The following is a 26,650-nucleotide window of genomic DNA, read 5'->3' as shown; positions in this document are numbered from 1 at the left end:
CCTCTGGGGAGCTGTCGCGGAGCGACTGAGGGGGTTCCCTACTCCCCCGCCTCCACCGGCTGGTCGTAGGCGGCCATCATCGCCATGTTGAGGATCTTCGACACCGAGGCCCCCAGCGGGCAGATCTGCACCGACTTGGAGAGCCCCAGCAGCACCGGGCCGATCACCGTGGCGCCGCCCAGCGACTGGACGAGCTTGGTCGAGATCGAGGCGGCGTGGATGGCCGGCATGATCAGGATGTTGGCGCTGTCGGTCAGGCGCATGAACGGGTAGGCGAGGCGCTTTTCGGGGTCGAGGGCCAGTTCGGGGGGCATTTCGCCCTCGTATTCGAACTCGACGCCCATCTCGTCCAGCGTGGCCACGGCCTGGCGCACCTTGTCGGAACGCTCGCCCATGGGATTCCCGAAGGTCGAGTAGCTCATGAAGGCCACGCGCGGCTTGAAGCCCAGGCGGGTGACGGCCGAAGCGGCCTCGCAGGCGATCTCGACCAGTTCGTCGGCGTCGGGCAGCTCGGTGACGTTGGTGTCGGCCACGAAGATGGTGCGGCCCTTCGCGAGGACCACCGACATGCCCATGATCCGGCCGCCGGGGGCGGGGTCGACAACGCGCAGCACCTCGTCCAGCGCCTGGTCGAAGCTGCGGGTGACGCCGGTGACCATGCCGTCGGCCTCGCCCATCGTCACCATCGAGGCGGCGAAGCTGTTGCGGTCTTGGTTGATCAGGCGCTGGACGTCGCGCTTGAGGAAGCCCTGTCGCTGGAGCCGGGCATAGAGGGCGTCGACATAGTCGGGGTTGCGGTCGGAAAGCCGGGCGTTGTGGATCTCGATGCCGGCGGTCTCGGGATCCAGGCCGACGAGCTTCATGTTCTCGTGCACCAGGTTCTCGCGGCCGCAGAGGATGGCCTTGCCGTAGCCGCCGGTCTGGAAGGCGTAGGCGGCGCGGATGACGCTGGGCTCTTCACCTTCGGCGAAGACGATGCGCTTGGGCTTGGCCAGCACCGAGCCGGCGATCTTCTGCAGGAAGCCGGCGGTGGGATCGAGGCGCTGGGCCAGGCTCTGGCGATAGGCCTCCATGTCGGCGATCGGCTTGCGGGACACGCCCGTGTCCATGGCCGCCTGGGCCACGAACGGCGGCACGTACCAGATCAGGCGCGGGTCGAAAGCCGAGGGGATGATGTAGTCGGGGCCGAACTTCAGCTGGCGGCCGTGATAGGCGGCGGCCACCTCGTCGGGCACGTCCTCGCGGGCCAGCATGGCCAGGGCCTGGGCGCAGGCGATCTTCATCTCGTGATTGACGCGGCGGGCGCGCACGTCGAGGGCGCCGCGGAAGATGTAGGGGAAGCCCAGGACGTTGTTGACCTGGTTGGGATAGTCGCTGCGGCCCGTGCCCATGATGGCGTCGGGGCGTACGCGGTGCACCTCCTCCGGGGTGATCTCGGGATCGGGGTTGGCCATGGCGAAGATCACCGGATTGGGCGCCATGCTGGCGATCATCTCAGGCGTGAACGCGCCCTTGGCCGACAGGCCCAGCAGGACGTCGGCGCCCTGGACGGCCTCGGCGAGGGTGCGCTTGTCGGTGTCGACGGCGTGGGCGCTCTTCCACTGGTTCATGCCGTCGGTGCGGCCGCGATAGAGCACGCCCTTGCTGTCGCAGGCGATGACGTTCTCGGGGCGCACGCCCATGGCCTTGATCAGGTCCATCGAGGCGATGCCGGCCGCGCCGGGGCCGTTCAGCACCACCTTGATATCGGCCAGGTTCTTGCCGGTGATGTGGCAGGCGTTGATCAGGCCGGCGGCGCAGATGATGGCGGTGCCGTGCTGGTCGTCGTGGAACACCGGGATGTCGAGCAGCTCCTGCAGCTCGGTCTCGATGCGGAAGCACTCTGGGCTCTTGATGTCTTCCAGATTGATGCCGCCGAAGGTGACGCCGATGTTCTTGACGACTGTGATGATCTCGTCGGCGTCTTTCGTCGTGACCTCGATGTCGATGCTGTCGACGTCGGCGAAGCGCTTGAAGAGGACGCTCTTGCCCTCCATCACCGGCTTGGAGGCCAGGGCCCCCAGGTCGCCCAGGCCCAGGATCGCCGTGCCGTTGGAGATCACCGCCACCAGGTTGCCCTTGGAGGTGTACTCGTAGGCCATGTCGGGGTCGGCGGCGATCGCGTGCACCGGCACGGCCACGCCGGGCGAGTAGGCCAGCGACAGGTCGCGCTGGGTCGCCATCGGCTTGGTGGGGGTCACCGCCAGCTTGCCCGGCTGGGGATAGCGGTGGAAGGCCAGGGCCTCCGCGTCGGTGAAGGTCTTGCGTTCCGCGTCGCTCATGGCGGCGTTTCCTGTCCTGCGTAGCCAGTTGAAATGGACCCGCCGAACGATGCGACGCGTCCTTATGCGAGGGTCAGCCTAGCGACGCGTCTGGCCGGCTACAACCGGACAATATCAAATGGTACCGGTACAAACGCTTGTTGGGCAAAGGTTTGCGGTTTCGCGGTCGCTCCCGCTACGGAAGCCCGCCGGATAAATCCGTTGACCCCGGAGAGGGGCTGGGCGACGAGGCGCGGCGCAAGTTTCGTGGAGAAAACCCCGTGTCCCAGTCCCCCGTTCGGATCGCCGTCGCCGGAGCCCTGGGCCGCATGGGCAAGGCCGTCTCCGCCACCCTGGAAGGCCGCGCCGACGCAACCGCCGTGGCCCGCTTCGACCGTCCGGGCGCGGAAGGCGAGGGCCTCGTGGCGCTGGAAAGCGCCCTGGCCGACGCGCAGGCGATCATCGACTTCACCATCCCCGAGGCCTCGGTCGCCCTGGCCGAGACCATCGCCGCGGCCGGCGGCGGGATCGCCCTGATCATCGGCTCGACCGGCTTCACGGCCGAGCAGGACGCGCGCCTGGCCAAGGCGGCCGAGAAGATCACGATCGTTCGTTCGGGCAACTTCTCGCTGGGCGTCAACATGCTGATGGGCCTGGTGCGCCAGGCCGCCGCCGCCCTGCCGGCGGCCGACTGGGACATCGAGGTCTTCGAGGCCCACCACAAGCGCAAGATCGACGCGCCCTCGGGCACGGCCCTGATGCTGGGCCAGGCTGCCGCCGACGGCCGCGGCGTCGTTCTCTCCGACGTGGAGGACCGCGCCCGCGACGGCGTCACCGGGCCCCGCAAGGAAGGCTCGATCGGTTTCTCGGTGGTGCGCGGCGGCGGCATCATCGGCGAGCACAGCGTGATCTTCGCCGGCGAAAGCGAAAGCCTGACCATCGCCCACTCGGCCATCGACCGCGGCCTGTTCGCGCGCGGCGCGGTGGCGGCGGCGGTGTGGGCTCAGGGGCAGGCGCCGGGGATCTACGACATGCAGCAGGTGCTGGGGTTCAAGGCGGTTTAGGGCTTCCGGACTCCCCAAACCTCCCGTCATTCCCGCCCTTGTGGCGGGAATGACGGGAGGTTTGGGGCGGGGAATGTTTCCCCACCGTCGCTTTCCAGACTTTTCTCGAACTCAGGCCTCACAAACGCCACGGCTTGCGGCATGGTGCGGCCGATGGCCGAGCCTCACGCCGACCCCGATTCCGTCACGAAACCCGCCAAGCCCGCGCGGAGCCCGCGCCTGAGCAAGGCCGCGCTGGCTGATGCAGGGCTGGAGGCGGCGTCGTTCGCCATGATGGCGTTCATCGCGCTGGGCCTGTCGGCCTATGCCGGCCGGCGCGAGATCAGCCAGGCGCTGGCCGAGGCCTGGCTGGCCGAGCGCGGCATCGAGGGCCTGATCTCGGTCGAGAGCCTGGACGCCTCGGGCTTTGCCGGCTCGATCCGGCTGGGCCCCAAGAACGATCCCTATTTCTCGGCCAAGCGCATCGAGGTGGCCTACGACCTGCAGGCCCCGTGGTCGGGCGGGCCGTTCGCCATCGACACACGGGCCGTGCGCATCACCAGCCCCCGCCTGCAGGCCCGCTATGACGGGCAAAAGCTGACCTTCGGCAAGTTGCAGCCCCTGATCGACGAGGCGCTCAAGTCGCCCGGCGAGGAGAAGGAGGGCGGTCCGGCGGTGCTGGTCGAGGACGCCCGCGTCACCCTGCAGACCCCGGGCGGCGTCGCCCGCCTGACCGGCGACGCCAGCCTCGACGACGGCCAGCTGTTGCGGCTGGACGCAGCGATCGCGGCCATGCGCTACGCCACCGGCGACCTTCAGGTGGAACTTCGCGGGGCGATGCTGAAGGCCCGCAAGCGCGGCGACCGCCTGGCCATCGATGCGCGCGCGCAGATCGACGCCCTGGACGCCGAGCAGGTCGACCTGGAAGGCGCCGACGCCCGGGTCGAGGCCGATGTGGCCTATCCCGACCTCAAGCGCCTGGCGGCCACCGGGCCGGCCGACGTCAAGCTGTCGATCAAGGCGCAAGGATTGAGAGCCGGCGAGACCAGCCTCGACGACGTCGAGACCCGCCTGACCCTGGCGGGCCTGGTTGCCGGCAACTTCACTCAAGGCGGCGCGGCCGCGCGGCTGTCGGGCCAGGCCCGGGCCGGACGGCTGGTGGCGCCGGGGCTGGAGGCCCGCAGCTTCACCGCCGAGCTCGACAGCGACGCCCTGCGGGTGGACTTCGACAAGGCCGGCGCCCGGGTGCTGGGTCCGGCGCGCCTGCGCGGCACGGCCGAGCGGGCGGTGGCTGGCGGCGCGGCCCTGACCCGCACGGCGGTCGACATCAAGTCCAAGACCTTTGTATTCAGCGCGCCCAAGGGCCGGCCGATGAGCGTGTCGGGTCCGATCCAGGTGGCGGCCGGCGTCGGCCGCGCGGCGCGCGACGGCCTGGGGCTGTCGGCCCTGGTGCTGGACGCCAAGGGCCGCTTCCAGGCGGGCCAGGCCCTGAGCCTGACCCTGGAGGGCCGTGCCGGGGCCGACGGGGCGGTGGCCGCCCCCGACGCGGAGCGCCTGACCGCCGGCCTGCCCAGTCCCGAATATGCAGCGGCGGCCCGCAAGGCCCTGGCCGACTTCTCGCTCGACGCCGACGACCTGCGCCTGGAGATCGGCGAGGGCCGCGTGGCCGCCTTCGCCGGCAAGCCGGTGACCCTGACGGCGGCCAGCGGCGCCAAGGCCACCCTGACCCCCGGCGGCGGGCGACTGATGGAAAGCCTGCACGGCGTCTCGCGCGGGGCCGCGACCCTGGCGCTGGGCGGCGGCGGCCTGCCCGAACTGACCCTGAAGGCAAGCGACTGGCGGGCCGACGCGCGTGGCTTTACCTCGCCCGTCACCCTGGCCGGCAAGCTGGACGTGCCGCCCGCCGAGGGGATCAGCGCCACGATCAAGGGCCAGGCCCGCGCCGCCGGCGGCGTGTTCGACTTCCGTCTGGCGGGCTGTACGCCGGTCACGGTGGCCGCCATCGAGGCGGGCGAGGCCGGCGAGCGGCCGATCCAGGACATCGCCCTGGACGTCTGCCCCGTCGCCGCGCCGCTGGTGCGGGTGGCCAATGGCCGCTGGGAGGCCCAGGCCCGCTTCGCCAATGGACGCGGGACGATCACGGCCGCCGAAGCGAAAGCCGAAGGCGTGGCCGGAACCTTCGTCGGCGGCGGGCAGGGCTTCGACCGCGCCGAGGTGCGACTGACCGATGGCCGGCTGATCGACGCCGCCTCGGCCAAGCGCTTCGAGCCGGTCAAGGCGACGGGAAAGCTCAACCTGGCCTCGGGCGTCTGGAGCGGCGGCGTCGACGTCGGCACCGCCAGCGGTTTCGCCCTCGGCCGCATCGACATCCGCCACGGTGTGGAGAGCGGTCGCGGCTCGGCGCTCATCGACGCCTCGAACATCGTCTTCACCAAGGAGGCGGGCCTTCAGCCCGTGGCGGTCAGCCCTATGGCCGCCTTCGCCAGCGAGGCCGAGGGCAAGGCCAGCTTCAAGGGCCGGTTCGACTGGACCGACAAGGGCGTGACCAGCAGCGGCGAGGTCTCGACGCAGGGCCTCGACTTCCGCGCCAGCCCGCTGGGCTTCGTGGCGACCCTGGCCGGCGACGTGAAGTTCGACAGCCTGGCCCCGCTGACCAGCGCTCCCGACCAGAGCCTGAAGGTCACCCGCATCGACTCCATCGTGCCGCTCGAGGCCGTGGGCGCGGTGTTCACCCTGGGCGCCACCTCGCTGAAGGTCAGAGAGGCCAGCCTGACGGCCGCCAAGGGCAAGATCTCGATCGAGCCGGTGGACGTGCCGCTGAACGGCGGCCCGATCAGCGGCGTCATCGTCATCGACGGCCTGGACCTGGGCGAACTGACCGCCGGCTCGACCCTGGCCGAGAAGGTCAAGCTGGACGCGGTGGTCTCGGGCCGCCTGCCGTTCCAGTTCAGCGACAAGGGCTTCAAGCTGCTGGACGGCAAGCTGTCGGCCATCAAGCCCGGCCGCATCTCGATCGCCCGCGAGGCCTTGACCGGCGTCGAGGCCAACCAGGGCGAGAGCGACAGCCCAGGCAATCCCAACAACCAGCCGCCCGCCGATGCGCCGGTGAACGCCATCCAGGACTTCGCCTACCAGGCCATGGAGAACCTGTCGTTCGACACCCTGGAGGCCGGCGTCAACTCGACGCCGAACGGGCGCCTGGGCATGCTGTTCCACATCAAGGGCGAGCACGATCCAAAGGTGGCCGAGAAGGCCCGGGTGGGCATCCTGGAGCTGATCCGCGGCAAGGCCTTCCAGCGGCGGATCCCGCTGCCGGCCAAGACGCCGGTGGACCTGACGCTCGACACCTCGCTCAATTTCGACGAGCTTCTGGCCGCCTGGGGCCGTCGCTTCGCCGAGGAAACCGAAGAGACCCGCCGTTCAGCGCCGGTTCAGCCGTGAACGACGACCCTAAAGCCCGAAATGGAGACAAAGCCATGCACAAGCGCGTCCTGATCGCGACCCTGCTGGCGGCGGGAGGCCTTGCGGCCTGCACCCCGACCGTCCGCGTCAAGGTCGACCCGATCAACATCTACGCAAAGCTGGACGCCGACGTGCGGGTGCGGCTGGACAAGGAAGTCCAGACGCTGATCCAGCAGAACCCGAACCTGTTCTAACAAGGAGGAACCGCCATGATCCGCAAGACGATGACGGTTTTGGCCATCGCCGCCGCCCTGGGCGCGGTCGCCGCCGCCCCCGTTATGGCCCAGTCGGCCGCGGCCAAGGCCGCCGTTGACTCGGCCAAGTCCGCCGGCACGGTCGGCGAGCAGGCCGACGGCTTCCTCGGCATCGTGTCGGGCGGCGACGCCGACCTGCGCGCCGCCGTGGCCGAGATCAACACCGGCCGCGCGGCCGTCTACAAGGACACCGCCGCCAAGACCGGCGTCACCGCCGACGCCGCCGGCCAGGCCACCGCCAAGCAGCTCTACGCCCGCCTGGCCGCCGGCCAATACTGGAAGCCGCTCGGCGGCGGCTGGGTGAAGAAGTAGGTAAGAATGCTGGTTGGGCGCGAGCGTTGCCGCTCGCGCCCTTTTCTAGAGAGCCGGAAAGTCAGTCGGAAGAATGGAGGCGGGCGGAATTTCCGGACCGATACGCCCCTTCATCACGTCGGCAATGCCGCCTTGGTTGATGACGTAGTACGCCGCGATTTGCTGGTATTTATACCCAAGCGCACGAGCATATTTTATCACTCCCACCATATTGGGCGTGATTTCTTTGCGATAAGCCATCGTTTTGATGCGTCCTTTCAACGCGCAAAACGGGCCCGCCAGCAGTTGACCTAGGCGGCAAATTGGCCACCTATGAAATTGTTACGGCAAACGCTGACAGGCGTTTCCAAGATGGAGGGCCTCGGGGGCAACCGAGGCCTTTCGCATCAGCGCTCTACAGCAGAGCACCATCCTAACAATGAGAAGATTCGTTAGCGCCGGAACGGCGGTTTACCAATTCTTTACTGTGACAAGTTGTCGCACAGGTCAGGTTGCCTGGCCGCCGGCCAATACTGGAAGCCGCTCGGCGGCGGCTGGGTGAAGAAGTAGGGTCGTCGAAGATGCTTCCCCTGAAGAGCGAGCTGTCGCGAAGCGACTGAGGGGGAAGTTCCAGCGGCGCATCAGCAACCGCCCCCCCTCCGGCCCTACGGGCCACCTCCCCCTTCAGGGGGAGGATCTTTGATCCGGATCCTTCTCCCCTTGCGGGAGAAGGTGTCGGCGAAGCCGACGGATGAGGGGTGTCTCAGACGTCAAACGCTGCGACGGCCGAGCAGCCGTCGCGGCGTTTCTGTTGGTGCGACCCCTCACCCGACCCCACTACGTGGGGCCACCCTCTCCCGCAGGGGGAGAGGGTTCTAGTCTCCCTTCACCCCGGCAGCCGCCCGCGTCAGCTGCACGAACTCGGCCCGCAGGCCGTAGGGGTCGTCGCCGCGCGCGCCCTGGGCCAGGGCGGTGACGGCGGGCCAGTCGAACGCAGGCGCCAGCCAGGGATCGCCGCGCAGCTTCTGGCCGTAGGCGGCCACCGCCACGGCGAAGCGGGTGGCCTCCGGCGCGGCCGCCAGGCTGGCGTAGGTGTCGGCCTTGCCGATAGGGCGCTCGATCAGTTTCGAGACGCTGCCGCCCGGCGGCTTGTAGCGCACCTTCAGATAGGCCAGCTCGCCCGCCTTGCCGCCGGCCGGGGCGGGCTTGGCCTCGCCGTAGCGCAGCGGGTCCGACGAGGGCGCCGCGCCGGCCGGCGTGATCTCGTAGAGCGCGGTGACCGAGGCGCCCGAGCCGACCTCGCCAGCGTCGACCTGGTCGTTGTTGAAGTCCTCGCGGTTCAGTAGGCGGGTCTCGTAGCCGATCAGCCGGTACTCGGAGACCTCGCGCGGATTGAACTCGACCTGGATCTTCACGTCGTCGGCGATGGGGAAGAGGTTGCTGGCGAAGTCGTCGCGCAGCAGCTTTCGGGCCTCGCGCAGGCTGTCGACATAGGCGGCCACGCCGTTGCCGTTCTGGGCCAGGGTCTGCATCATCACGTCGTTGTAGTTGCCGCGCCCAAAACCGTAGACTGACAGGTAGACGCCGCTCTTGCGCTGGTCGGCGACCACGTCCTTGAGCCGCGAGGGATCGGCGATCCCGACATTGAAGTCGCCGTCGGTCAGCAGGATCACGCGATTGACCGCGCCCTTGTCGAAGTTCTGGCGGGCCAGGGCGTAGGCCAGCTCCAGCCCCTGGCCGCCGGCGGTCGAGCCGCCCGACTGCAGGGCCTCCAGCGCGCAGCGCATCTTCAGCTTGGAGCGGCCGTCGGTGGGCGCCAGCACGGCCCCGGCCGAGCCGGCATAGGCGACGACGGCCACCCGGTCCTGCGGCCGCAGCTGGTCGATCAGCACGTTCAGCGCCTTCTTGGCCAGCGGCAGGCGGTCGGGCCCGCGCATGGAGCCGGAGGTGTCGACCAGGAAGACGAGGTTCAGCGGCGGCTGGTTGGCGCGGGGCCGCTCATAGCCTTGCAGGCCGATGTGGACGAGCTTGCGCTGCGCTGACCACGGCGAGGGCGCGACTGCGACGGTCGCCCGGAACGGGGTGTCGGCCGAGGCCGGGCGCGGATAGCCGTAGTCGAAGTAGTTGACCAGCTCCTCGACCCGCACGGCGTCGCGCGGCACGGGGCGGCCGTCGTCGAGGAAGCGGCGGACATTGGCGTAGGCGGCGGTGTCGACGTCGATCGAGAAGGTCGAGACCGGCTCGTCGGCCGTCCGCTTGATCGGGTTGGAGGCGGCGCCGGGATAGCGTTCGGTGTCGCGCGGAGCCTGGATCGGGACCGACTGGATGACGGCGGGACGCGCGGGGGCGTAGCCGAGCGCGCCGACGTCGCTGCGTTCCTTGACCGGCGGGATCGCCAAGGGGGCGTAGGCCACGGGCGGAGGAGGAGGCGGCGGAGGAGGCGGAGGTGGCGCGTGGACGGTCGTGCGCTTGGTCCGTTTGCCTGAGACGACCACGCTTTCGTCCACGTCGGCCCGGCCGGTGAAGCCGAGGGCGGCGCAGGCGTCGACCGTGGGCGCGCCGTCCTGCATGGGCCGCGGCGGCGTCACCGCGCCGGCCGGCAGGGCGATCAGGGCGGACAGCAGGCTGACGCCGGCGAGGCGCGCAGTCTTGAACACGGTGTCTCCTCCTCGTTTCACGAAAAGATTACATGCGTAAAAGAAAAGCGCTAGTGGCTTTGAGGCAGGATGCTCCCCTGAAGGGGGAGCTGTCGCGAAGCGACTGAGGGGGAACTGCATGCTGACGTTCAGCCGCGACTTCCCCCTCCGGCCCTCCGGGCCACCTCCCCCTTCAGGGGGAGGATCATCTTAGCGCGGCGCCATGCGGATGCCGCCGTCCAGGCGGACGTCCTCGCCGTTGAAGTAGCCGCAGGTGATCATGGTGAGGGCCAACTGGGCGTACTCGGCCGGATTGCCCAGGCGCTTGGGGAAGGGCACCGAGGCGGCCAGGGCGTCTTTCACGTTGTCGGGCGCGGCGTTCATCAGCGGGGTGTTGAAGATGCCCGGCAGGATGGTGTTGACGCGGATGCCGTCGTTCATCAGGTCGCGGGCGATCGGCAGGGTCATGCCGATGACGCCGCCCTTGGAGGCCGAATAGGCGGCCTGGCCGATCTGGCCGTCCTCGCCCGCCACGCTGGCGGTGTTGACGATGGCGCCGCGCTCGCCGTCCTGCAGCGGTTCCAGGTCGAGCATGCCCTTGGCCGACTTGGCGATGCAGCGGAAGGTGCCCACGAGGTTGATCTGGATCACCCGGTCGAAGATATCGAGCGGGAAGTGCTTGGTCTCGCCGGTGGCCTTGTCGCGGCTGGCGGTCTTGGCGGCGTTGCCCACCCCGGCGCAGTTGACCAGGATCCGCTCCTGGCCGTGGGCGGCGCGGGCCTTTTCGAAGCCGGCGTCCACGTCGGCGTCGCTGGTGACGTTGACCTTGCAGTAGACGCCACCGATCTCCTTGGCGACTTCCTCGCCGCGCGCCTCGTTCATGTCGAAGATGGCGACCTTGACGCCCTGGGCGGCCAGGGCGCGGGCGGTGGCCTCGCCGAGGCCCGAGGCCCCGCCGGTGACGACGGCGGCGACAGTGTTGTCGAGTTTCATGGACGTTTCCCCTGGGGTTGCGTTTAATTGGTCTCTGTTGAGGAGCGGTTTAACCCGATGAGCGCCGACGCCAAACCATCCCCCGACGTCAACGGCGGTGTTGCGCCTGACGACGTGCTGGATCCGAAGAAGGCGCTCGTGCCGGCCACGGTGCGGGTCAACGAGCAGCGGGTGAGCCGCGGCTTCTGGCCGAAGATGCGCAGGGTGGCCTCGAAGATCCCGTTCGCCGCCGACGCCCTGTCGCTGTGGTGGTGCGCCAAGGATCCGGAAACGCCGACCGCCGCCAAGGGCATGATGTTCGCGGCGCTGGCCTATTTCGTGCTGCCCACCGACGCCATTCCCGACGTGCTGCCGGCCATCGGCTTCACCGACGACGCCGCGGTGATCGCCGCCCTGCTGGCAATCGTCGGCAAGAACCTGAAGGCCCGCCACAAGGACGCCGCCCAGGCCTTCCTGAGCAAGCTCTCCAAGGATGACTGACACCGTCTTGTGGACGATCTGCGGCGTGTGCGCCCTGGCCTATGGCCTGGTGCTGGTCGAACGGCCGCCGTCCTTCCTGCGTACGGTGGTCAAGACGGCGTCCACCGGCGCCCTGGCGGTGCTGGCCTATCTGGAGGGCGGCACGGTGCTGCTGGCCGTGGCCCTGACCCTGTGCGCGCTGGGCGACACCTTCCTGGCCGGGGATCCCAAGCGCTGGCTGCCGTTCGGCCTGGCGGCGTTCCTGGTCGGGCACGTCGTCTATGTGATCGTCTTCTGGCGCGAGCGCACGGCGCCCAGCCAGACCTTCTTGGTGCTGGCCCCGGTGGCGGCCCTGGTGGGCGCGGTGATGCTGCGGCGGCTGTGGGGGTCGCTCGGGCCGCTGCGGCCGGCGGTGCTGGCCTATGTGGCGGCGATCCTGGCCATGGTGGTCTCGGCGGCCGCCCTGCCGACCGTGCGCTGGCCGGCCACGGTCGGGGCCGTGGCGTTCATGGCTTCTGACGCGATCCTGGCCTTCGACCTGTTCAAGGGCGCCAAGCTGCTGGGCTCGGCGAGGCTCACGGCGTGGGCCGTGTGGTTCCTCTATATCGGCGGCCAGGCGGGGATCGTCGTGGGGATGCTGCGCTGACCCCCTCCGGCCCTCCGGGCCACCTCCCCCAGAGGGGGAGGATTTAGCAAGGCAGGTGCTCCCCCTCTGGGGGAGCTGTCGCGGAGCGACTGAGGGGGTCTTCCCCCGCTCAGTAAGCCCCTTCGTCGAACAGCTTGCCTATGTCGCCGCCCCACGGGCCGTGGAACTTTTCCAGCAGGCGTTCGGCGGGGGTGATCCCGCTGTCGGCGATCTCTTCCAGTTCGCCCAGATAGATCGACTCGTCGAGGAAGCCGCCGTTCAGCTGGCCGCGGGCCTTCAGGCCCTGCTTGGCGATGGCGACGAAGTCCTTGGCCACGTCCTGCACGGTGCGGCCGGCGACCTTGGCCTTCAGGCCCAGGGTCGGCACGTCGCGGCGCAGGCCTTCGCGGTCTTCCACGGTCCAGTCCTTGGCCAGGTCCCAGGCCGCGGCCAGGGCCGCGTCGTCGTAGAACACGCCGGTCCACAGCGCGGGCAGGGCGCACAGGCGGCTCCACGGGCCCGCGTCGGCGCCGCGCATTTCCAGGTAGGTCTTGAGACGAACTTCCGGGAACGCCGTGGTGGCGTGGTCGGCCCAGTCCTTGATCGTGGCGCGCTCGCCGCCGACTTCCTCGATCTTGCCGTCGATGAAGTCACGGAAAGACCGGCCGGCCAGGTCGATATAGCGGTCGCCGCGCTTGGCGAAATACATCGGCACGTCGAGCATGTACTGGGCGTAGCGCTCGAAGCCGAAGCCGTCCTCGAACACGAACGACAGCAGGCCCGTGCGGTTGGGGTCGGTGTCGGTCCAGACGTTGGCGCGCGACGAGAGGAAGCCGTTGGGCTTGCCTTCCGTGAACGGAGAATTGGCGAACAGCGCCGTGGCGATCGGTTGCAGGGCCAGGCTCATGCGGAACTTGGCGACCATGTCGGCTTCGCTCTCGAAGTCGAGATTGGCCTGCACCGTGCAGGTGCGCAGCATCATGTCGAGGCCGAGGTTGCCGACCTTGGGCATGTAGTTGCGCATGATCACGTACCGGCCCTTGGGCATGACCGGCACCTCCTCGCGCTTCCACTGCGGCGAGAAGCCGACGCCGAGGAAGCCCAGGCCCAGCTCGTCGGCCACGGTCTTGACCTCGTCAAGGTGGCCGCCGGTCTCCTCGCAGATGTCGTGCATGGTCAGCAGCGGGGCGCCCGAGAGCTCGAACTGGCCGCCGGGCTCGAGGCTGACATTGGCGCCGTTGCGCTCGAGGCCGATGATCACATCGCCCTCCATCACCGGCTTCCAGCCGAAGCGCTGCAGGCCGACCAGCAGGGCGTGCACGCCCTTGTCGCCGTAGTAGGGCACCGGCGCGTGGGAGCCGAGATAGAAGCCGAACTTCTCGTGCTCGGCGCCGACGCGGAAGGCCGACTTGGGCTTGCTGCCCTTGGCGAAGTAGGCGGTCAGGTCTTCGAGGGTCAGCGGGCGCTGATCCAGGCTGGCGGTGTCGGCCATCGCCGTCTCCCCTAAAAACAGATGCTACAGGAGGGGAGGGGCCCAATTCCCCCCGACCGCCACGAAACGCGTGGAGCGCAGTTGGGCGCTGTCTTAGCCGACCTCAAGAGGGTCCGCTACAATTAGCGTTACCGTTCGGTCTCAGGCGATCCTCTCCCTCTAGGAGAGGTGTCCGCGAAGCGGACGGGGAGGGGGAGCAGCTGCGGGATCGGCTAAGATCCGCGGAAGCTGAAAAGGGCCCCCTCCGGCCCTGCGGGCCACCTCCCCCAGAGGGGGAGGATCTTCTAGCGCCAGTCCCCCGCCGCGGCCTGCCACAGGGTCATGGCGCTGATCGCGGCGGTGTCGGCCCGCAGGATGCGCGGGCCCAGCGACACCGGGGTCACGAAGGGCAGGGCGCGCAGGCGCTCGCGTTCCTCGGGGGCGAAGCCGCCTTCGGGGCCGATCAGGATGGCGGCGGGATCGCCCGTGCCGGCCAGGGCCTCGATGGCGGGCTTGGCGTCGCCGCCCTCGTCGCAGAACACCAGCCGCCGGCTTTCGTCCCAGCCGTCGAGGATCTTGTCGAGCTTCTCGGGATCGAGGATCGCGGGCACGTCGAGGCGGCCGGTCTGCTCGGCGGCCTCCATGGCGATGGCGTCCAGCCGGGCCAGCTTCATGTAGTCGACATTGGTGCGGCGGGTGACCGTCAGGCGCACTCGGCGGGCGCCCAGTTCGGCGGCCTTTTCGACGATGGTCTCGACCCGGCCGCGCTTGACCATGGCGACGACGAGGTCGAGGTCGGGCGGCGTGGTCTGCTCGCGGGTCTGCTCTTCGGCCTTCAGGAGACAGCCGCGCTTGCCGGCGTCGACCAGGCTGGCGCGCCATTCGCCGTCGGTCCCGTTGAACACCAGGATCTCGGCGCCGACGGCAAGGCGCATGACCTGGACGAGATAGCGCGACTGCTCCTGGGTCGGAGCGATTCCGGCGTCCTTGGACAGCGGCTGGGGCACGAAGAGGCGGATCATGCGCTCCTTCTAGCCCAGGTTTCCGTTTCGGGGGTAGGCTCCCGCCAGCAGCAAGGAGTGGGCATGAGCAAGACCCGCGACTACGACGAGGAACTGCGCGACCTCCAGATCGCGCTGATCGCCTTGCAGAAGCACGCCATCGACAAGCAGTGGAAGCTGCTGGCGATCTTCGAGGGGCGCGACGCGGCCGGCAAGGACGGCGCCATCGCCCGCATCACCGAGCACCTGCACCGGCGGCAGACCATCGTGGCGGCCCTGCCCAAGCCCAGCGATCGCGAGGCCAGCGAGTGGTACTTCCAGCGCTATGTGGAATGGCTGCCGGCCTGTGGCGAGGCGGTGATCTTCAACCGCTCCTGGTACAACCGGGCCGGGGTCGAGCGGGTGATGGGCTTTTCCACCCCGCAGCAGCAGGAGCAGTTCCTGCGCGACGTGCCCGGCTTCGAGCGGATGCTGGTCGAGAACGGCATGCGGCTGTCGAAGTTCTGGCTCGACATCGGCAAGGACACCCAGGCCGAAAGGCTGAAGGCCCGGCGCGACGATCCGCTGAAGGCCTTCAAGACCAGTTCGCTGGACGCCGTCGCCCAGGAGAAGTGGGACGACTACACCGCCGCCCGCGACGACATGCTGACCCGCACCCACACCGAGGCCGCGCCTTGGGTGTGCGTGCGCGCCGACCACAAGAAGGCCGCCCGGCTGAACATCATCCGCTGGCTGCTGCACGCGGCCGCGCCGTCGGGCGCGGCGGGCAAGAAGATCCTCAAGGGCGTGCCCGAGCCGGATCCCGAGGTCATCTTCCGCTTCGAGCCGGCGGCGCTGAGCGACGGGCGGCTGGCGCGGTAGGGGGCGTGATCCTCGCCCTTCGACAGGCTCAGGGTGAGGATCATTGATGCGTTCGGGATAGGAAACCTCATCCTGAGCCTGTCGAAGGACGAGGTTTCCGCTGGGGGGCTAGCCGACCGGTGCGGCGCAGACGCCGTCCGCGCAGCCATCTTCTGCTTCGGCCGATGCAGCGGGCGCGGCGACCGCTCCCGACTGCACCAGGGCCTGGACGGCCGCGCCCAGGGTCAGGTCGGGCGGGTGGCCGAACAGCTTGTGCACGAGGCGGCCCTGGCGGTCGAACAGCAGCAGGCTGGGCGTGCCCTGCAGGGCGTAGGCGGCCATGGTCTGGGGGATAGGACCGCCGTTCGGGTCGGGGGCGTCGATCCCGACCGGGAACCTGATGCGGTACTCGTGCAGGAAGGCCTCCAGGGCCGCAGGCGTGTTGGCCTCGTGATGCTCGAACACCGTGTGCAGGCCGATCACCGCCAGGTCGGTCTCGGCGAAGGCCTCGCGCAGGCGCTGGGCCTGGGGCAGGGCGTTGGCCACGCAGCCGGGGCACAGCATCTGGAAGGCGTAGACCGCCACCACCCGGCCGGCCAGGGCGGGCAGGTCGAGCGGCGTCTTGGTGTTGAACCAGCGGCTGGTGGTCAGGGGCGGAGCGGTCATGGGGAACCTCGTGGCTTGCCGCCGATAGATGGGCGCCCCCCTGCGCCGACCCAGGCCGGAACTGGGACAAGCCGGCTGTGAAATCGACGACCGGAATGTCCAAGACCTCACGATTATTGCGTAAAAATCGGAAAAGATAACTTTCCATCATTTCCATTTCGCGATTGTTCGGACCCCGCCATTCTCTCCTTCGACGCCGCGGCCGCCGGGCCCGCCAGGGGAGATTTGAGACCATGTTCGCCACCCAGACGATGACCGCCCGCGCCGCCCAGATCGGTGAAGCCTCGCGCAGCTTCGCCCCCCGCGAGCACGAAGACATCCAGGCCAGCGCCCTGCCCAAGCGCATCGCCGACCTGCTGCGCGACGCCCAGCGCACCGCCCGCGAGGACCGCTCGGAAGCCGAGCGCCGCATCCAGGAAGCCATGGCCCTGGTCCAGCGCGAGGGCCTGCGCCTCCTGGAAGCCGCCGCGCCGGGCGAACTGGACCGCGGGGGCCTGGCCCCCTGGCAGATGCGCCGCATCGACGCCCATCTGGCCGCCAATCTCGACGGCTCGGTGCGGGTGACGGATCTGGCCGCCATCGCCAAGCTCAGCGTCAGCCATTTCTCGCGCGCCTTCGCCGCCAGCTACGGCATGGCCCCGCGCGACCACATCCTCAATCTGCGCCTGGAGCAGGCCCGCGCCATGATGCTGGACTCGGCCGAGCCGCTGGGCCGCATCGCCATTGCTTGCGGCTTCTCCGACCAGGCCCATCTGTCGAACCGCTTCCGCCGCGCCTTCGACATCAGCCCCAACGCCTGGCGCCGCCAGAACCTGCGCGGCGCGGCGCCCGCCGACATCAACGCCGCCGATCCGGCCTACGCCTGAGGCCGCAGCAGGATCCGGGTGGCCGTTCCACGCCGTTTGCCGGACCCTGGCCTCCAGATCAGGAGGCAAGCATGTCGATGCTGAACAACAAGGTCGCGATCGTCACCGGCGCGTCGTCGGGGATCGGTCGGGCCACCGCCCTGCGGCTGGCCGCCGAGGGGGCGGCGGTGGTGATCAACGCCCGGGGCGGTCACGCTCTGGAGATCGTCGCCGAGGAGATCCGCAGCCAGGGCGGACAGGTGCATGCGGTCACGGGCGACGTCGTCGACCCCGCCACCCACGAGGCTCTGGTCGCCGCCGCCGTCGAGCGGTTCGGCGGGCTGGACATCGCCATCAACAACGCCGGCGCCGTCGGCCCCTATGCGCCGCTCGCCGACATCGCGCTGGACGACTGGAACGCCGTGCTGGCCGCCAACCTGACCTCGGCCTTTCTGGGGGCGCGCTCGCAGGTTCCGGCCATGCTGGCGCGCGGCGGCGGCAGCTTGGTTTTCGTCTCGACCTTCGTGGGGACCAGCGTCGGCATACCCGGCATGGCCGCCTACGGCGCGTCGAAGGCCGGACTGATGGGCCTGGTGAAGGGGCTGACCGCCGACTACGCCGCGCGCGGGATCCGCGCCAACGCCCTCTTGCCCGGCGGGACCGACACGCCGATGGGCGGCGACGCCGCGCAGAAGGAATGGGCCGCGGGCCTGCATGCCCTGAAACGCATCGCCGATCCTGACGAGATCGCCGGCGCGGCCCTGTTCCTGGCCAGCCCCATGGCCAGCTTCGTCGCCGGCTCGGCCCTCTATGCCGACGGCGGCAACGCGGCGGTGAAGTAGGGGCCAAAGAAAAGGGGCGGCCCCGCGAGAGGCCGCCCCCGATCTTCGCTTCGAGCCTGGCGCCTAGTAGCTGGCGCGCAGGGTGAAGGCGAACGCGCGGGCGTCGCCCGGGGTGCCGACGACGAGCCCGGAATTGCCCGAGACCACGGTGATGTTCTGCAGGTATTCGGCGTCGAAGGCGTTGCGCACCGACACGAAGGCCTCCCAGCCCGCTTCCGACTGGAAGCCGGCGCGCAGGTTGACGATCTCGTAGGCCTTGATGCGCGTGTACTGCGAGTCCGAGCTGTCGGCGTAGTAGGCCGAGCGGAAGCTGGCGTCGACGCCGGCGTAGGCCTCGCCGGTCAGGCGCCCCAGGCTCGTCTTGGTGCGGTACTCGGCGCCGGCCGAACCGGCCCATTTCGACAGGCCCGGCAGTTCCTTGCCCGACAGGTCGCAGGCGGCGGTGGACGTGCCGATCTTCTCCAGCGGGCAGGGGCCGTTCTTAAAGCTGGCGTACTTGCCGTCTGTGTAGGCCAGGTTGCCGTAGAACTTGAAGCCGCCGATCGAGCGGGTCGAGGCGTCCAGTTCGACGCCGCGCACTTCCACCTTCTCCACGTTGGCGAGGTAGCCGCGCAGGGCGCCGGGGCCGCTGTCGACGACGTTGGCCTGGAAGTCCTTCACGTCGGTGGCGAAGGCGGCGACGTTGGCGGTGACCAGGCGGTCGAACCACTGGGTCTTGAGGCCGACGTCGACCGTGGTGACCTTCTCGGGACGGATCACCGCGGCGGCCAGCGACGGTGTGCCGGCGCTGGTCAGCGGCAGGGCCGTCATGTTGATGCCGCCCGACTTGTTGCCGCTGGACACCGTGGCGTAGGCGTTGATGTCCTTGGTCAGCGCATAGACCACGGCGATCTGGCCCGACCAGGCGCCGTCGTCGGTCTTGGCGGTGAAGTTCTGCGGCCGGGCGATCCCCAGGCGACGGTTGATCAGGGTGGTGTCGGTGGTCACCGAGCCGCCGGTGGTGGTCTGGATGTAGGTCCCGTCCTTCTTCTCCTGGGTGAAGCGCAGGCCGGGCGTGACGCTCAGGCGATCATTGACCTTCCAGGTCAGCTGGCCGAAGGCGGCGTAGCTGGTGGTGTCGATCGTGCTGTCGTTGAACACCGTGTAGCCGTCGAGCAGCGAGGCCGGGGTGTTGGTGGCGGGCAGCAGCCAGTAGGAGGCGTCCGAGCCGTACTCGGTGACGCCGTGGGTCGTGACGTTCTGGTCGAAGTAGTAGAGGCCGACCGTCCAGTCGAAAGCCTGGCCGCCGTTGTTGGACAGGCGGAATTCCTGGCTGAACTGCTTCTGGTGTGAGGGGTTGTTGGAGCGGCGCGTGACGTCCAGCGCGGTGTAGTCGCGGTCGTTGCGCGGCTCCCAGTCCCACTCGCGGTGGGCGGTGACCGAGGTCAGGGTGACCGGGCCGAAGTCGTAGTCGGCGACGGCCGACAGGCCGTTGACCCACTGGTCGGCCTGGATCGGGTCGTCGATGTCGGAGATGCGGTCGTAGGGGTTCTTGCTGGCGACCGTGTAGTTCTTGCCGGCGGCCAGGGCCGCGTACTGCTGGGCGACGGGCTTCAGGGTCGTGCCGACGGTGACATAGACCTGGGTGCAGCATTCGGGCTGCTGGACGGCGTAGTCGCCATAGAGCCTGACCGTCAGCTTTTCGTTCGGCGTGAACTTCAGCTGGCCGCGATAGCCGGTGCTGGCCCGGGCGTTCTGGTAGGTGTTGCTCTTGGGATTGTAGAGGTCGCCGTCGCGCCAGGTGCCGACGAACGACAGGCGGGCCGCCAGCTTGTCCTTGATGATCGGGCCGGCGGCCGTGGCCTTGAACTGGCGGAAGTTGAGGCTGCCGTAGCTGGCCTCCAGGTCGGCCTCGAACTCCTGGGTCGCGTCGCGGGTGGAGATGTTCAGCGCGCCGGCGGTGGTGTTCTTGCCAAACAGCGTGCCCTGCGGCCCGCGCAGCACCTCGATCTGCTGGATGTCGATGAAGTCGAGCGTCGCCGCGCCCGGGCGCGAGTTGTAGACCTGGTCCACATAGATGCCGACGCCCTGCTCCAGGCCGTCGTTGGCCAGGCCGTAGCTTGCGCCGAGGCCGCGGATGGTCAGGGCGGTGTTGCGCGGGTTGGGCGACAGCACTTGCAGCGTCGGGACCAGCTGGGTCAGGGCCACGATGCTGTTGACGCCGGTCTGGGTCAGGGTCTCGGCCGAGGTCACCGTCAGGGCGATCGGCACTTCCTGGGCGCTTTCCTCGCGGCGGCGGGCGGTGACGAAGACCTGTCCGACCAGGCTGGCGTCGTCGTTGGCGGCGGGATCCGCCGGGGTCACGGCCACGGGCGCGACATCGGCCTCGGCGGCCAGGGCCAGGCTGGCGGTGGTGGAAAGTAGCGCGCCCAGCAGGGCGGCGCGGCCGAGCCGCTTGGCCGAAAGTCCGATCGTCACGTAGTGCCCCCTCAATTCGAGATAACGCCATTCGGCGATTGGGCTGCGGTGATATCTACCTATTCCTATCGGTGAAATGGAGAATGGCTTCGCGACCGGCCAGTTTTTCTACGGGGCCGTCTGCGGGCCTGGTCGTGGGGCGGATAGGCGAAGGGCCGCCCCGGTCTCCCGGGACGGCCCTTGGAACGGCGTCCATGGCGCGCGCCTTGCGTGGTCCTCGTCCTTCGACAGGCTCAGGATGAGGACCAAGGCGAAAGCGGTGCAGTAGAAAACCTCACCCTGAGCTTGTCGAAGGGCGAGGTTTTCGCGGCGCCTCAGTTCGCGCCGTACAGTTTCTTGACGTCGGCGCGGAAGGCCGCGCCGCTGTCGGGGCGGCTGTAGAACATGTGGCCGCCCGCATAGTTGGCCAGGGTCACGCGGCCGTTGGCCGTGGCCGGCATGGCGTCGACCACCAGGCGCGAGGCGAAGAACGGGCACGACAGGTCGTTGTAGCCGTGGACGATCAGCACCTTCAGCTTGGGGTCCACCGAGACCGACTTGCGCAGGTCGGTGACGGACTCGGTGTCGGGGCCGCGGCCGCGATCCCAGGCCTGGTTCACCTCGCCCGACAGGGCGTCGTAGCGGCCCTCGACCTTCCAGCCGACGGTGCGGGTGGTGAAGTCGACGATGGCGCTGGTGGTCGGCGCGATGATCGAGTCGAGGATCGGATCGTTGATCTCCTGCTCGGGAGCGAAGGGGAAGGGATCCAGCGACGTGACGTTGCTGTCGTAGCGGCTGCCCAGGCGGCCCGTCTGGCGGAACACCTCGCGCAGGAACGACTGGGTCTCCAGCCGGCCGCCGGCGCGGCGCACATAGGTCGGGTCAAGGCCGGTCATGGCCGAGACCTTGGCGGTCAGGCGATCGAGGGCCGCCGGGTCCGAACCCTTCATCAGGTCGACCATGTATTCGCCGCGGGTGTAGTCCTCGACGTCCTTGATGGCGGCCGGGGTCAGCTTGCCGTCGCGCTCCAGCTTGGCGGCGGCGATCGACGGCAGGGTCCACATGGCCGGCAGGGGCGAGATCTCCTGGGCGGTGCGGCCGGCGCTCGACAGCAGCGGCGAGACCAGGACCAGGCCGTTGATGCCGACGCCGTAGTCGGTCTGCAGGGTGTAGGTCAGGCGCGGGCCGCGGAAGCCGCCGTAGCTTTCGCCGACGATATATTTGGGCGACTGCAGGCGCTCGTTCTTGACCAGCCAGTCGAAGACGATGCGCGACAGGTAGTCGATGTCCTGCTTGACGCCGTAGAAGCGCTTCTTGGTCTCTTCCGGCGTCGTCGTGCTGCGCGAGAAGCCGGTGCCGACGGCGTCGATGAAGATGAGGTCGGTGAAGTCCATCCAGCTGGCCGGGTTGTCCTGCAGGCGGGTGGGGGCCGACGGGCTGTCGCCCTCGGCGCCGAACTGCACGCGCTTGGGACCGAGCGCGAAGTTCAGATAGACAGAGGCCGCGCCGGGGCCGCCGTTGAAGGCGAAGGTCACCGGACGGTTGGGATCGCGCGGGCCGTCCAGCGTGTAGGCGGTGAACACCACCTCGGCGATCTTCTTGCCCTTCTCGTCGCGCACCGGCAGCGAGCCGACGGTGGCGGTGTAGGCAATGGTCTTGCCGGCCAGGACGGTGGTCTGCTTGACCGACTTGTCGGCCGGGAAGGCGGGCAGTTCGGCGGCCGGGGCCTTTTCTGGCGCGGGCTTGGCGTCCTGGGCCATGACGTTTCCGCCGGCCATCACGCCGATCGCGAGGGCCGCCCCCGCGGTCCACGACTTCCAAGTGCTGAGCATGTCGCCTCCCGAACGCCCGCCTGCCGGCTGGGCGCCTTGCCATCTTGAATTTGGAGCGCGCGCGGCATGGCGGGCTCCGGTGATGGGCGAAATGGCTAGAGCATGGCCAAGCTGTCGGCAAGGACGACGCGGAAAAGTGGGCGGGCGGCAAGAACGTGCCCATGGGCGGGGCAGCGCGGGCTTGTTCAAGACGCGGGCGGCGCGGCGGAATTTCCCTTTCTGGATCACGCATAAGGGCGAAAAACGGGTTCCGTTTTGTCCCCCGCCGCACTAGGAGTACCCCCGCCTCGGCAAGGCCTGCCAAAGCGTCTTGCCGACACCATATTTCTGTCCGGCGCCGTTCCTGGCGCGTTGCTGCAAGGCGAAGATCCCATGGCCCAATACGACGTCGTCATCATCGGGGGCGGCCCCGGCGGCTACAACGCGGCGACCCGCGCCGGCCAGCTGGGCCTGAAGACGGCCATTGTCGAAGGTCGCGGCAAGCTGGGCGGCACCTGCCTGAACGTCGGCTGCATGCCGTCGAAGGCCCTGCTGCACGCTTCGGAATACTATGAAGCCGCCGCCGGCGGCGAATTCGCCAAGCTCGGCATCGAAGTGAAGCCGAAGCTGAACCTCGACCAGATGATGGCCCAGAAGGCCGAGAGCGTCGAAGCCCTGACCAAGGGCGTCGAGTTCATCATGAAGAAGAACAAGGTCGAGTACGTGAAGGGCTGGGGCCGCATCGACGGGCCCGGCAAGGTCGTGGTGAAGGCCGAGGACGGCAGCGAGCGCGTCCTCGAGACCAAGAACATCGTCATCGCCACGGGTTCGGAACCGACCCCGCTGCCGGGCGTGACCATCGACAACGCCGGCCGCATCGTCGACTCGACGGGCGCGCTGTCGCTGCCGACCGTGCCCAAGAGCCTGATCGTGGTCGGCGCCGGCGTCATCGGCCTGGAGCTGGGTTCGGTGTGGCGTCGCCTCGGCGCTGAAGTCACCGTCGTGGAGTACCTGGACCGCATCGTCCCGGGCACCGACACCGAAGTAGCGACTGCCTTCCAGAAGATCCTTACCAAGCAGGGCTTCAAGTTCAAGCTGGGCGCCAAGGTCACCGGCGCGGCCGACAAGGGCAAGCAGGCCGAACTGACGCTGGAGCCGGTCGCCGGCGGTCCCGCCGAGACCCTCCAGGCCGACTACGTGCTGGTGGCCATCGGCCGTCGCCCGTTCACCCAAGGCCTGGGCCTGGAAACCGTGGGCATCACGCCGGACAAGCGCGGGATCGTCGCCAACGACCACTACAAGACCGGCGTCGACGGTATCTGGGTGATCGGCGACGTGACCTCGGGTCCGATGCTGGCCCACAAGGCCGAGGACGAGGCCGTGGCCTGCATCGAGTTGATCGCGGGCAAGGCCGGCCACGTGAACTACGACATCATCCCGGGCGTCATCTACACCAAGCCGGAAGTCGCCACCGTCGGTAAGACGGAAGACGAGCTGAAGGCCGCGGGCGTCGCCTACAAGGTCGGCAAGTTCCCGTTCCTGGCCAACAGCCGCGCCAAGATCAACCACGAGACCGACGGCTTCGTGAAGGTGCTGGCCGACGCCAAGACCGACCGCATCCTGGGCGCCCACGCCGTGGGTCCCAACGTCGGCGACATGATCGCCGAGATCTGCGTGGCCATGGAGTTCGGCGGTTCGTCGGAAGACGTCGCCCGCACCTGCCACCCGCACCCGACCCGCTCGGAAGCCCTGCGCCAGGCGGCCATGGGCGTCGAAGGCTGGACGATGCAAGCCTAAGGACGGGCAGGCCTAAGGGCCCGCATCTGTCTTTTAATTAAGAAGCGCGTCCGTTCAATCGGACGTAGAGTGGCGGGGTTTCGGCAACGGAGCCCCGCCATGCTTTTGTCCGCTGTCCTCGTGGCCGCCTCCGTGCAGGCCGCGCCGGCCGAACCGTCCCGCGCGGTCGAGGCCCGGGTTATCCCGCCGGCCAGGCATCAGGGCTGCCCTCGCGGCGAGACGACCTTCGTGCTCGAGCCCAAGGCCGCCCCGCCCGCCCGTCCCCTCGCCAAGGCAAGGCCCCACCGCGCCAGCTACGCGGTGATGCGCAGCATCGACGGCTGCCCGGTGGACGCGCCGATGTCGGTGAGCGGGGCGCGGTGACCAGATCCTCCCCCTGTGGGGGAGGTGGCCCGGAGGGCCGGAGGGGGGACGTTTTCAGCTTTCGAGGCGACGGCGGTTTCGAACCGCTTCCCTCTCCGTCGGCTTCGCCGACACCTCTCCCTTCAGGGAGAGGGTTTCGCATGTGCGCGCCGTCGCTCCCTCCACCGCTTCGCGGTCCCCCTCCCCCGCAGGCGGGGGAGGACTAAAAAACCCCGCCGGCTTGCACCGGCGGGGCTCTGAAGTTCAGGGAGGATACGCCCCCGATACGCGGGGCGTCTTACGCGATCAGAATTCTTCCCAGTCGTCGCTCGGGGCCGACGAGGCGAAGGCGGCGAGCTTGGCCTGGGCCGAGCGGACCGGGTTGACGCCCGGGCGGCTGTCGGCGCCGGCCAGCGACACCGCCGGCTTGGCGGCGGCCGGGGCCGGGCGCGAGACCGGCGGCGGGGCCGCGGCGCGGCGGGTCGAACCGCCGCCGGCCGAGGCGCGGCGGGCTTCGGCGCCCGAGACCTGGAAGCGCGAGATCATCTGCATCAGGCCGTTGGCCTCGCCCTTCAGGCTGTGGCTGGCGGCCGTCGACTGCTCGACCATGGCGGCGTTCTGCTGGACGGTCTGGTCCATCTGGTTGACGGCGGCGTTGACCTGGTTGAGGCCGGTGGCCTGCTCCTGGCCCGAGGCCGCGATCTCGCTGACCAGGGCGTCGATTTCGCCGACCTTGCTGACGATGGCCTGCAGGGCCTCGCCGGTCTGGCCGACCATCGACACGCCCTGATTGACCTGCTGGCTCGAGGTCGAGATCAGGGTCTTGATCTCCTTGGCGGCTTCGGCCGAGCGCTGGGCCAGGGCCCGCACTTCCTGGGCGACGACCGCGAAGCCCTTGCCGGCGTCGCCGGCGCGAGCGGCTTCGACGCCCGCGTTCAGGGCCAGAAGGTTGGTCTGGAAGGCGATCTCGTCGATCACGCCGATGATCTGGCTGATCTCGGTCGAGGACTTCTCGATCTGCTGCATGGCGTCCACTGCGCCCTTGACGACGACGCTGGAGCGTTCGGCGTCGGCGCGGGTCGAGCCGACCACGCGCGAGGCTTCCTGGGCGCCGGTCGAGCTGCGACGGACGGTGGCGGTGATTTCGTCGAGGGCGGCGGCGGTCTCTTCCAGGCTGGCGGCCTGTTGCTCGCTGCGGCGCGACAGGTCGTCGGCGGCCGAGGCGATCTCGTCGCTGCCGGCGCCGATGCCGTTGGCGGCGTGGACGATGGTGCGCATCGCCTCTTCCATCTGGGCGATGGCGCCGTTGAAGTCCGATTGCAGGCGCTTGTAGTCGGCCGGGAAGGCGGCGTCGACGCGATAGGTCAGGTCGCCCTCGGCCAGGCGGTTCAGGCCCGTGGCGATCTCCTCCATCACGAAGGCCTGCTCCTTGGCGGCGGCTTCGCGAACCTGTTCGTTGCGGCGGCGCTCGGCCTCGGTCTCGGCGGCGGCGCGCTGCTGGGCGGCCTCGGCGGTGCGCAGGGCCAGAGCGTTGTCCTTGAACACCTGGACCGAGCGGGCCATGGCGCCGACCTCGTCACGACGCTGGGCGCCGTTGACCTCGACCTCGACCGAACCCTGGGCCAGGATCTCCATGGTCTTGGACAGCTGGACCAGCGGGCGCGAGATCTTGCTGCGGCCGATCCACACGGCGAAGGCCAGGGCGGCGGCGGCCGAGATCAGGCCGAACAGCAGGGTGACGACGATGCCCGTCTGGGCGTCCTTCTGGGCCTTGCCGATGATCGCCTTGGTCTCGGTGGTGTGCTTGTCGGTCCAGTCCGACACGTCCTTGGTCAGGGCGGTGATGTCCGGATCGATCACGGCCATGACCATGATGCCGGCTTCGTTGGCGTCCTGCAGGCCAAGATCGGCGCCCTGGCGGCCGCTGTCGTAGACCTTCTTGAAGCGGTTGCGGAAACCGGCGACGTCCTTGGCGGTGCTCGGGTCGGCCTTGACGACGGCGTCGAGGCGCTCGTTGCCGCTCTTCAGGGCGTCGTCGATCTCCTGCGAAGCCTGCTTGGCCGCGTCGGACGCGCCCTCGTTGGCGACGGTGCGGTAGGCGGCGTAGCCGATGGTGGCGACGCGTCGGTTGAAGCGGGCCATCTCCAGCTCGGCCGGGGCGCGCTGCTGCACGATGTTGGACGCGGCGGCTTCCAGCTTCTTCTGCTGCCACACGCCGAGGCCGACGCAGGCGACGGCGACGAGCGCCAGCACGATGGCCGGCAGCATCACCTTGGTGGCGATCTTCAGATCGTCGAGCTTCATCAGGACTGTCCCGCTTTCAGCGTCCTCTCGCGCACCGAACGCGGCGGAGGTGTTTCATCTTTGGATCCACAAAGCAGGGCGCGCGGTAAAAGCGTGGTTAAGCGCGGCGTTTTCACCAACTCGCGCGACTCCTTGTCGCAGGGCGAACGGCGGTTTCCGCGGCGGGCGAGGCATGGGCGAAACCGGCGCTCTGTGAAGGCGAGCACAGTCGTGTCACAACTTCGGCGTCAGC

The 26,650-nt window shown here is 69.1% G+C and carries 21 protein-coding genes; 11 read left to right on the top strand and 10 right to left on the bottom strand.

The features are described from left to right. Positions 1–38: 38 nt before the first annotated feature. Positions 39–2,321, bottom strand: a complete 2,283-nt coding sequence (locus SGCZBJ_RS00345; protein ID WP_101716049.1) for an NADP-dependent malic enzyme — start codon at positions 2,319–2,321, stop codon at positions 39–41. Positions 2,322–2,581: 260 nt separating this feature from the next. On the opposite strand from SGCZBJ_RS00345, the gene dapB reads away from it, so the two are divergent. From dapB to SGCZBJ_RS00325, 4 genes are all read left to right on the top strand, one after another. Further along, positions 2,582–3,364 carry a 4-hydroxy-tetrahydrodipicolinate reductase gene (dapB, locus tag SGCZBJ_RS00340; RefSeq protein ID WP_101716048.1) on the top strand — a complete coding sequence of 261 codons (783 nt, stop codon included), beginning with the start codon at positions 2,582–2,584 and terminating at the stop codon, positions 3,362–3,364. 153 nt (positions 3,365–3,517) lie between these two features. Continuing rightward, entirely contained in the window at positions 3,518–6,784 is a 3,267-nt protein-coding gene (locus SGCZBJ_RS00335; protein ID WP_101716122.1) for an intermembrane phospholipid transport protein YdbH family protein, read from the top strand. Positions 6,785–6,819: 35 nt separating this feature from the next. Continuing rightward, the gene (locus tag SGCZBJ_RS00330; RefSeq protein WP_058349385.1) at positions 6,820–6,999 is read left to right on the top strand and encodes a YnbE family lipoprotein; all 180 of its coding nucleotides are present in this window, start codon (positions 6,820–6,822) and stop codon (positions 6,997–6,999) included. Between the two features lie 15 nt (positions 7,000–7,014). Next, positions 7,015–7,371 (top strand): YdbL family probable chaperone protein, encoded by a 357-nt coding sequence (locus SGCZBJ_RS00325; RefSeq protein WP_101716047.1) that lies wholly within the window; start codon positions 7,015–7,017, stop codon positions 7,369–7,371. A gap of 45 nt (positions 7,372–7,416) precedes the next feature. Here SGCZBJ_RS00325 and SGCZBJ_RS00320 read toward each other — a convergent pair whose 3' ends face one another. From SGCZBJ_RS00320 to SGCZBJ_RS00305, 3 genes are all read right to left on the bottom strand, one after another. Further along, a complete protein-coding gene (locus SGCZBJ_RS00320; RefSeq protein ID WP_101716046.1) occupies positions 7,417–7,611 on the bottom strand; it encodes a hypothetical protein in 195 nt (64 codons plus the stop codon). A gap of 614 nt (positions 7,612–8,225) precedes the next feature. Further along, positions 8,226–10,007 carry a vWA domain-containing protein gene (locus SGCZBJ_RS00310; protein WP_240621360.1) on the bottom strand — a complete coding sequence of 594 codons (1,782 nt, stop codon included), beginning with the start codon at positions 10,005–10,007 and terminating at the stop codon, positions 8,226–8,228. 189 nt (positions 10,008–10,196) lie between these two features. Beyond that, the gene (locus SGCZBJ_RS00305; RefSeq protein WP_101716045.1) at positions 10,197–10,979 is read right to left on the bottom strand and encodes an SDR family NAD(P)-dependent oxidoreductase; all 783 of its coding nucleotides are present in this window, start codon (positions 10,977–10,979) and stop codon (positions 10,197–10,199) included. Positions 10,980–11,036: 57 nt separating this feature from the next. Between SGCZBJ_RS00305 and SGCZBJ_RS00300 the strand changes: the two genes are divergently transcribed. Continuing rightward, positions 11,037–11,459, top strand: a complete 423-nt coding sequence (locus tag SGCZBJ_RS00300) for a YkvA family protein (protein WP_101716044.1) — start codon at positions 11,037–11,039, stop codon at positions 11,457–11,459. Then, positions 11,452–12,084, top strand: coding sequence for a lysoplasmalogenase (locus tag SGCZBJ_RS00295; protein WP_101716043.1), 633 nt, complete (start codon positions 11,452–11,454; stop codon positions 12,082–12,084). Before SGCZBJ_RS00300 ends, SGCZBJ_RS00295 begins: the two co-directional genes overlap by 8 nt. Positions 12,085–12,193: 109 nt before the next feature. On the opposite strand, the gene SGCZBJ_RS00290 is transcribed toward SGCZBJ_RS00295, so the two are convergent. Next, positions 12,194–13,555, bottom strand: a complete 1,362-nt coding sequence (locus SGCZBJ_RS00290; RefSeq protein WP_101716042.1) for a glutamate--cysteine ligase — start codon at positions 13,553–13,555, stop codon at positions 12,194–12,196. A gap of 284 nt (positions 13,556–13,839) precedes the next feature. After that, on the bottom strand, positions 13,840–14,556 hold the full coding sequence (locus SGCZBJ_RS00285; protein ID WP_101716041.1) for a 16S rRNA (uracil(1498)-N(3))-methyltransferase: 717 nt from the start codon (positions 14,554–14,556) through the stop codon (positions 13,840–13,842). A 63-nt stretch (positions 14,557–14,619) separates the two neighbouring features. Between SGCZBJ_RS00285 and ppk2 the strand changes: the two genes are divergently transcribed. Further along, positions 14,620–15,396 (top strand): polyphosphate kinase 2, encoded by a 777-nt coding sequence (gene ppk2 / locus SGCZBJ_RS00280; RefSeq protein ID WP_101716040.1) that lies wholly within the window; start codon positions 14,620–14,622, stop codon positions 15,394–15,396. A gap of 108 nt (positions 15,397–15,504) precedes the next feature. Here ppk2 and SGCZBJ_RS00275 read toward each other — a convergent pair whose 3' ends face one another. After that, positions 15,505–16,041 carry a redoxin family protein gene (locus SGCZBJ_RS00275; RefSeq protein WP_101716039.1) on the bottom strand — a complete coding sequence of 179 codons (537 nt, stop codon included), beginning with the start codon at positions 16,039–16,041 and terminating at the stop codon, positions 15,505–15,507. Positions 16,042–16,274: 233 nt separating this feature from the next. Between SGCZBJ_RS00275 and SGCZBJ_RS00270 the strand changes: the two genes are divergently transcribed. Together SGCZBJ_RS00270 and SGCZBJ_RS00265 are read left to right on the top strand one after the other, a co-directional pair. Then, positions 16,275–16,907, top strand: a complete 633-nt coding sequence (locus tag SGCZBJ_RS00270; protein WP_101716038.1) for a helix-turn-helix domain-containing protein — start codon at positions 16,275–16,277, stop codon at positions 16,905–16,907. 71 nt (positions 16,908–16,978) lie between these two features. After that, positions 16,979–17,728 carry an SDR family oxidoreductase gene (locus tag SGCZBJ_RS00265; protein WP_101716037.1) on the top strand — a complete coding sequence of 250 codons (750 nt, stop codon included), beginning with the start codon at positions 16,979–16,981 and terminating at the stop codon, positions 17,726–17,728. Between the two features lie 63 nt (positions 17,729–17,791). Here the strand turns inward: SGCZBJ_RS00265 and SGCZBJ_RS00260 are convergent, their stop codons facing one another. Both SGCZBJ_RS00260 and SGCZBJ_RS00255 read right to left on the bottom strand, forming a co-directional pair. Continuing rightward, the gene (locus SGCZBJ_RS00260; protein WP_101716036.1) at positions 17,792–20,185 is read right to left on the bottom strand and encodes a TonB-dependent receptor; all 2,394 of its coding nucleotides are present in this window, start codon (positions 20,183–20,185) and stop codon (positions 17,792–17,794) included. A 314-nt stretch (positions 20,186–20,499) separates the two neighbouring features. Continuing rightward, positions 20,500–21,996 carry a S10 family peptidase gene (locus SGCZBJ_RS00255; RefSeq protein ID WP_101716035.1) on the bottom strand — a complete coding sequence of 499 codons (1,497 nt, stop codon included), beginning with the start codon at positions 21,994–21,996 and terminating at the stop codon, positions 20,500–20,502. 372 nt (positions 21,997–22,368) lie between these two features. Here SGCZBJ_RS00255 and lpdA point away from each other — a divergent pair, with 372 nt between their 5' ends. Both lpdA and SGCZBJ_RS00245 read left to right on the top strand, forming a co-directional pair. Beyond that, a complete protein-coding gene (gene lpdA, locus SGCZBJ_RS00250) occupies positions 22,369–23,772 on the top strand; it encodes a dihydrolipoyl dehydrogenase (RefSeq protein ID WP_101716034.1) in 1,404 nt (467 codons plus the stop codon). 99 nt (positions 23,773–23,871) lie between these two features. After that, positions 23,872–24,135, top strand: a complete 264-nt coding sequence (locus SGCZBJ_RS00245; protein ID WP_101716033.1) for a hypothetical protein — start codon at positions 23,872–23,874, stop codon at positions 24,133–24,135. A gap of 285 nt (positions 24,136–24,420) precedes the next feature. Here SGCZBJ_RS00245 and SGCZBJ_RS00240 read toward each other — a convergent pair whose 3' ends face one another. Then, on the bottom strand, positions 24,421–26,418 hold the full coding sequence (locus SGCZBJ_RS00240; protein WP_101716032.1) for a methyl-accepting chemotaxis protein: 1,998 nt from the start codon (positions 26,416–26,418) through the stop codon (positions 24,421–24,423). Between the last annotated feature and the right edge of the window lie 232 nt (positions 26,419–26,650).

The sequence above is a fragment of the Caulobacter zeae genome (assembly GCF_002858925.1).
In the GTDB taxonomy this organism is placed as follows: domain Bacteria; phylum Pseudomonadota; class Alphaproteobacteria; order Caulobacterales; family Caulobacteraceae; genus Caulobacter; species Caulobacter zeae.
This window is presented reverse-complemented; position numbering and strand designations above follow the sequence as displayed.

Bases quoted from the DNA above. Each gene is read 5' to 3' on its own strand.
- SGCZBJ_RS00305 (WP_101716045.1), bottom strand. From the start codon at position 10,979: ATGAAACTCGACAACACTGTCGCCGCCGTCGTCACCGGCGGGGCCTCG.
- SGCZBJ_RS00240 (WP_101716032.1), bottom strand. From the start codon at position 26,418: ATGAAGCTCGACGATCTGAAGATCGCCACCAAGGTGATGCTGCCGGCC.
- SGCZBJ_RS00275 (WP_101716039.1), bottom strand. From the start codon at position 16,041: ATGACCGCTCCGCCCCTGACCACCAGCCGCTGGTTCAACACCAAGACG.
- SGCZBJ_RS00295 (WP_101716043.1), top strand. From the start codon at position 11,452: ATGACTGACACCGTCTTGTGGACGATCTGCGGCGTGTGCGCCCTGGCC.
- SGCZBJ_RS00265 (WP_101716037.1), top strand. From the start codon at position 16,979: ATGTCGATGCTGAACAACAAGGTCGCGATCGTCACCGGCGCGTCGTCG.
- SGCZBJ_RS00245 (WP_101716033.1), top strand. From the start codon at position 23,872: ATGCTTTTGTCCGCTGTCCTCGTGGCCGCCTCCGTGCAGGCCGCGCCG.
- SGCZBJ_RS00320 (WP_101716046.1), bottom strand. From the start codon at position 7,611: ATGGCTTATCGCAAAGAAATCACGCCCAATATGGTGGGAGTGATAAAA.
- ppk2 (WP_101716040.1), top strand. From the start codon at position 14,620: ATGAGCAAGACCCGCGACTACGACGAGGAACTGCGCGACCTCCAGATC.
- SGCZBJ_RS00345 (WP_101716049.1), bottom strand. From the start codon at position 2,321: ATGAGCGACGCGGAACGCAAGACCTTCACCGACGCGGAGGCCCTGGCC.
- SGCZBJ_RS00290 (WP_101716042.1), bottom strand. From the start codon at position 13,555: ATGGCCGACACCGCCAGCCTGGATCAGCGCCCGCTGACCCTCGAAGAC.
- SGCZBJ_RS00325 (WP_101716047.1), top strand. From the start codon at position 7,015: ATGATCCGCAAGACGATGACGGTTTTGGCCATCGCCGCCGCCCTGGGC.
- SGCZBJ_RS00300 (WP_101716044.1), top strand. From the start codon at position 11,037: ATGAGCGCCGACGCCAAACCATCCCCCGACGTCAACGGCGGTGTTGCG.
- SGCZBJ_RS00335 (WP_101716122.1), top strand. From the start codon at position 3,518: ATGGCCGAGCCTCACGCCGACCCCGATTCCGTCACGAAACCCGCCAAG.
- SGCZBJ_RS00330 (WP_058349385.1), top strand. From the start codon at position 6,820: ATGCACAAGCGCGTCCTGATCGCGACCCTGCTGGCGGCGGGAGGCCTT.
- SGCZBJ_RS00285 (WP_101716041.1), bottom strand. From the start codon at position 14,556: ATGATCCGCCTCTTCGTGCCCCAGCCGCTGTCCAAGGACGCCGGAATC.
- SGCZBJ_RS00255 (WP_101716035.1), bottom strand. From the start codon at position 21,996: ATGCTCAGCACTTGGAAGTCGTGGACCGCGGGGGCGGCCCTCGCGATC.
- lpdA (WP_101716034.1), top strand. From the start codon at position 22,369: ATGGCCCAATACGACGTCGTCATCATCGGGGGCGGCCCCGGCGGCTAC.
- SGCZBJ_RS00270 (WP_101716038.1), top strand. From the start codon at position 16,275: ATGTTCGCCACCCAGACGATGACCGCCCGCGCCGCCCAGATCGGTGAA.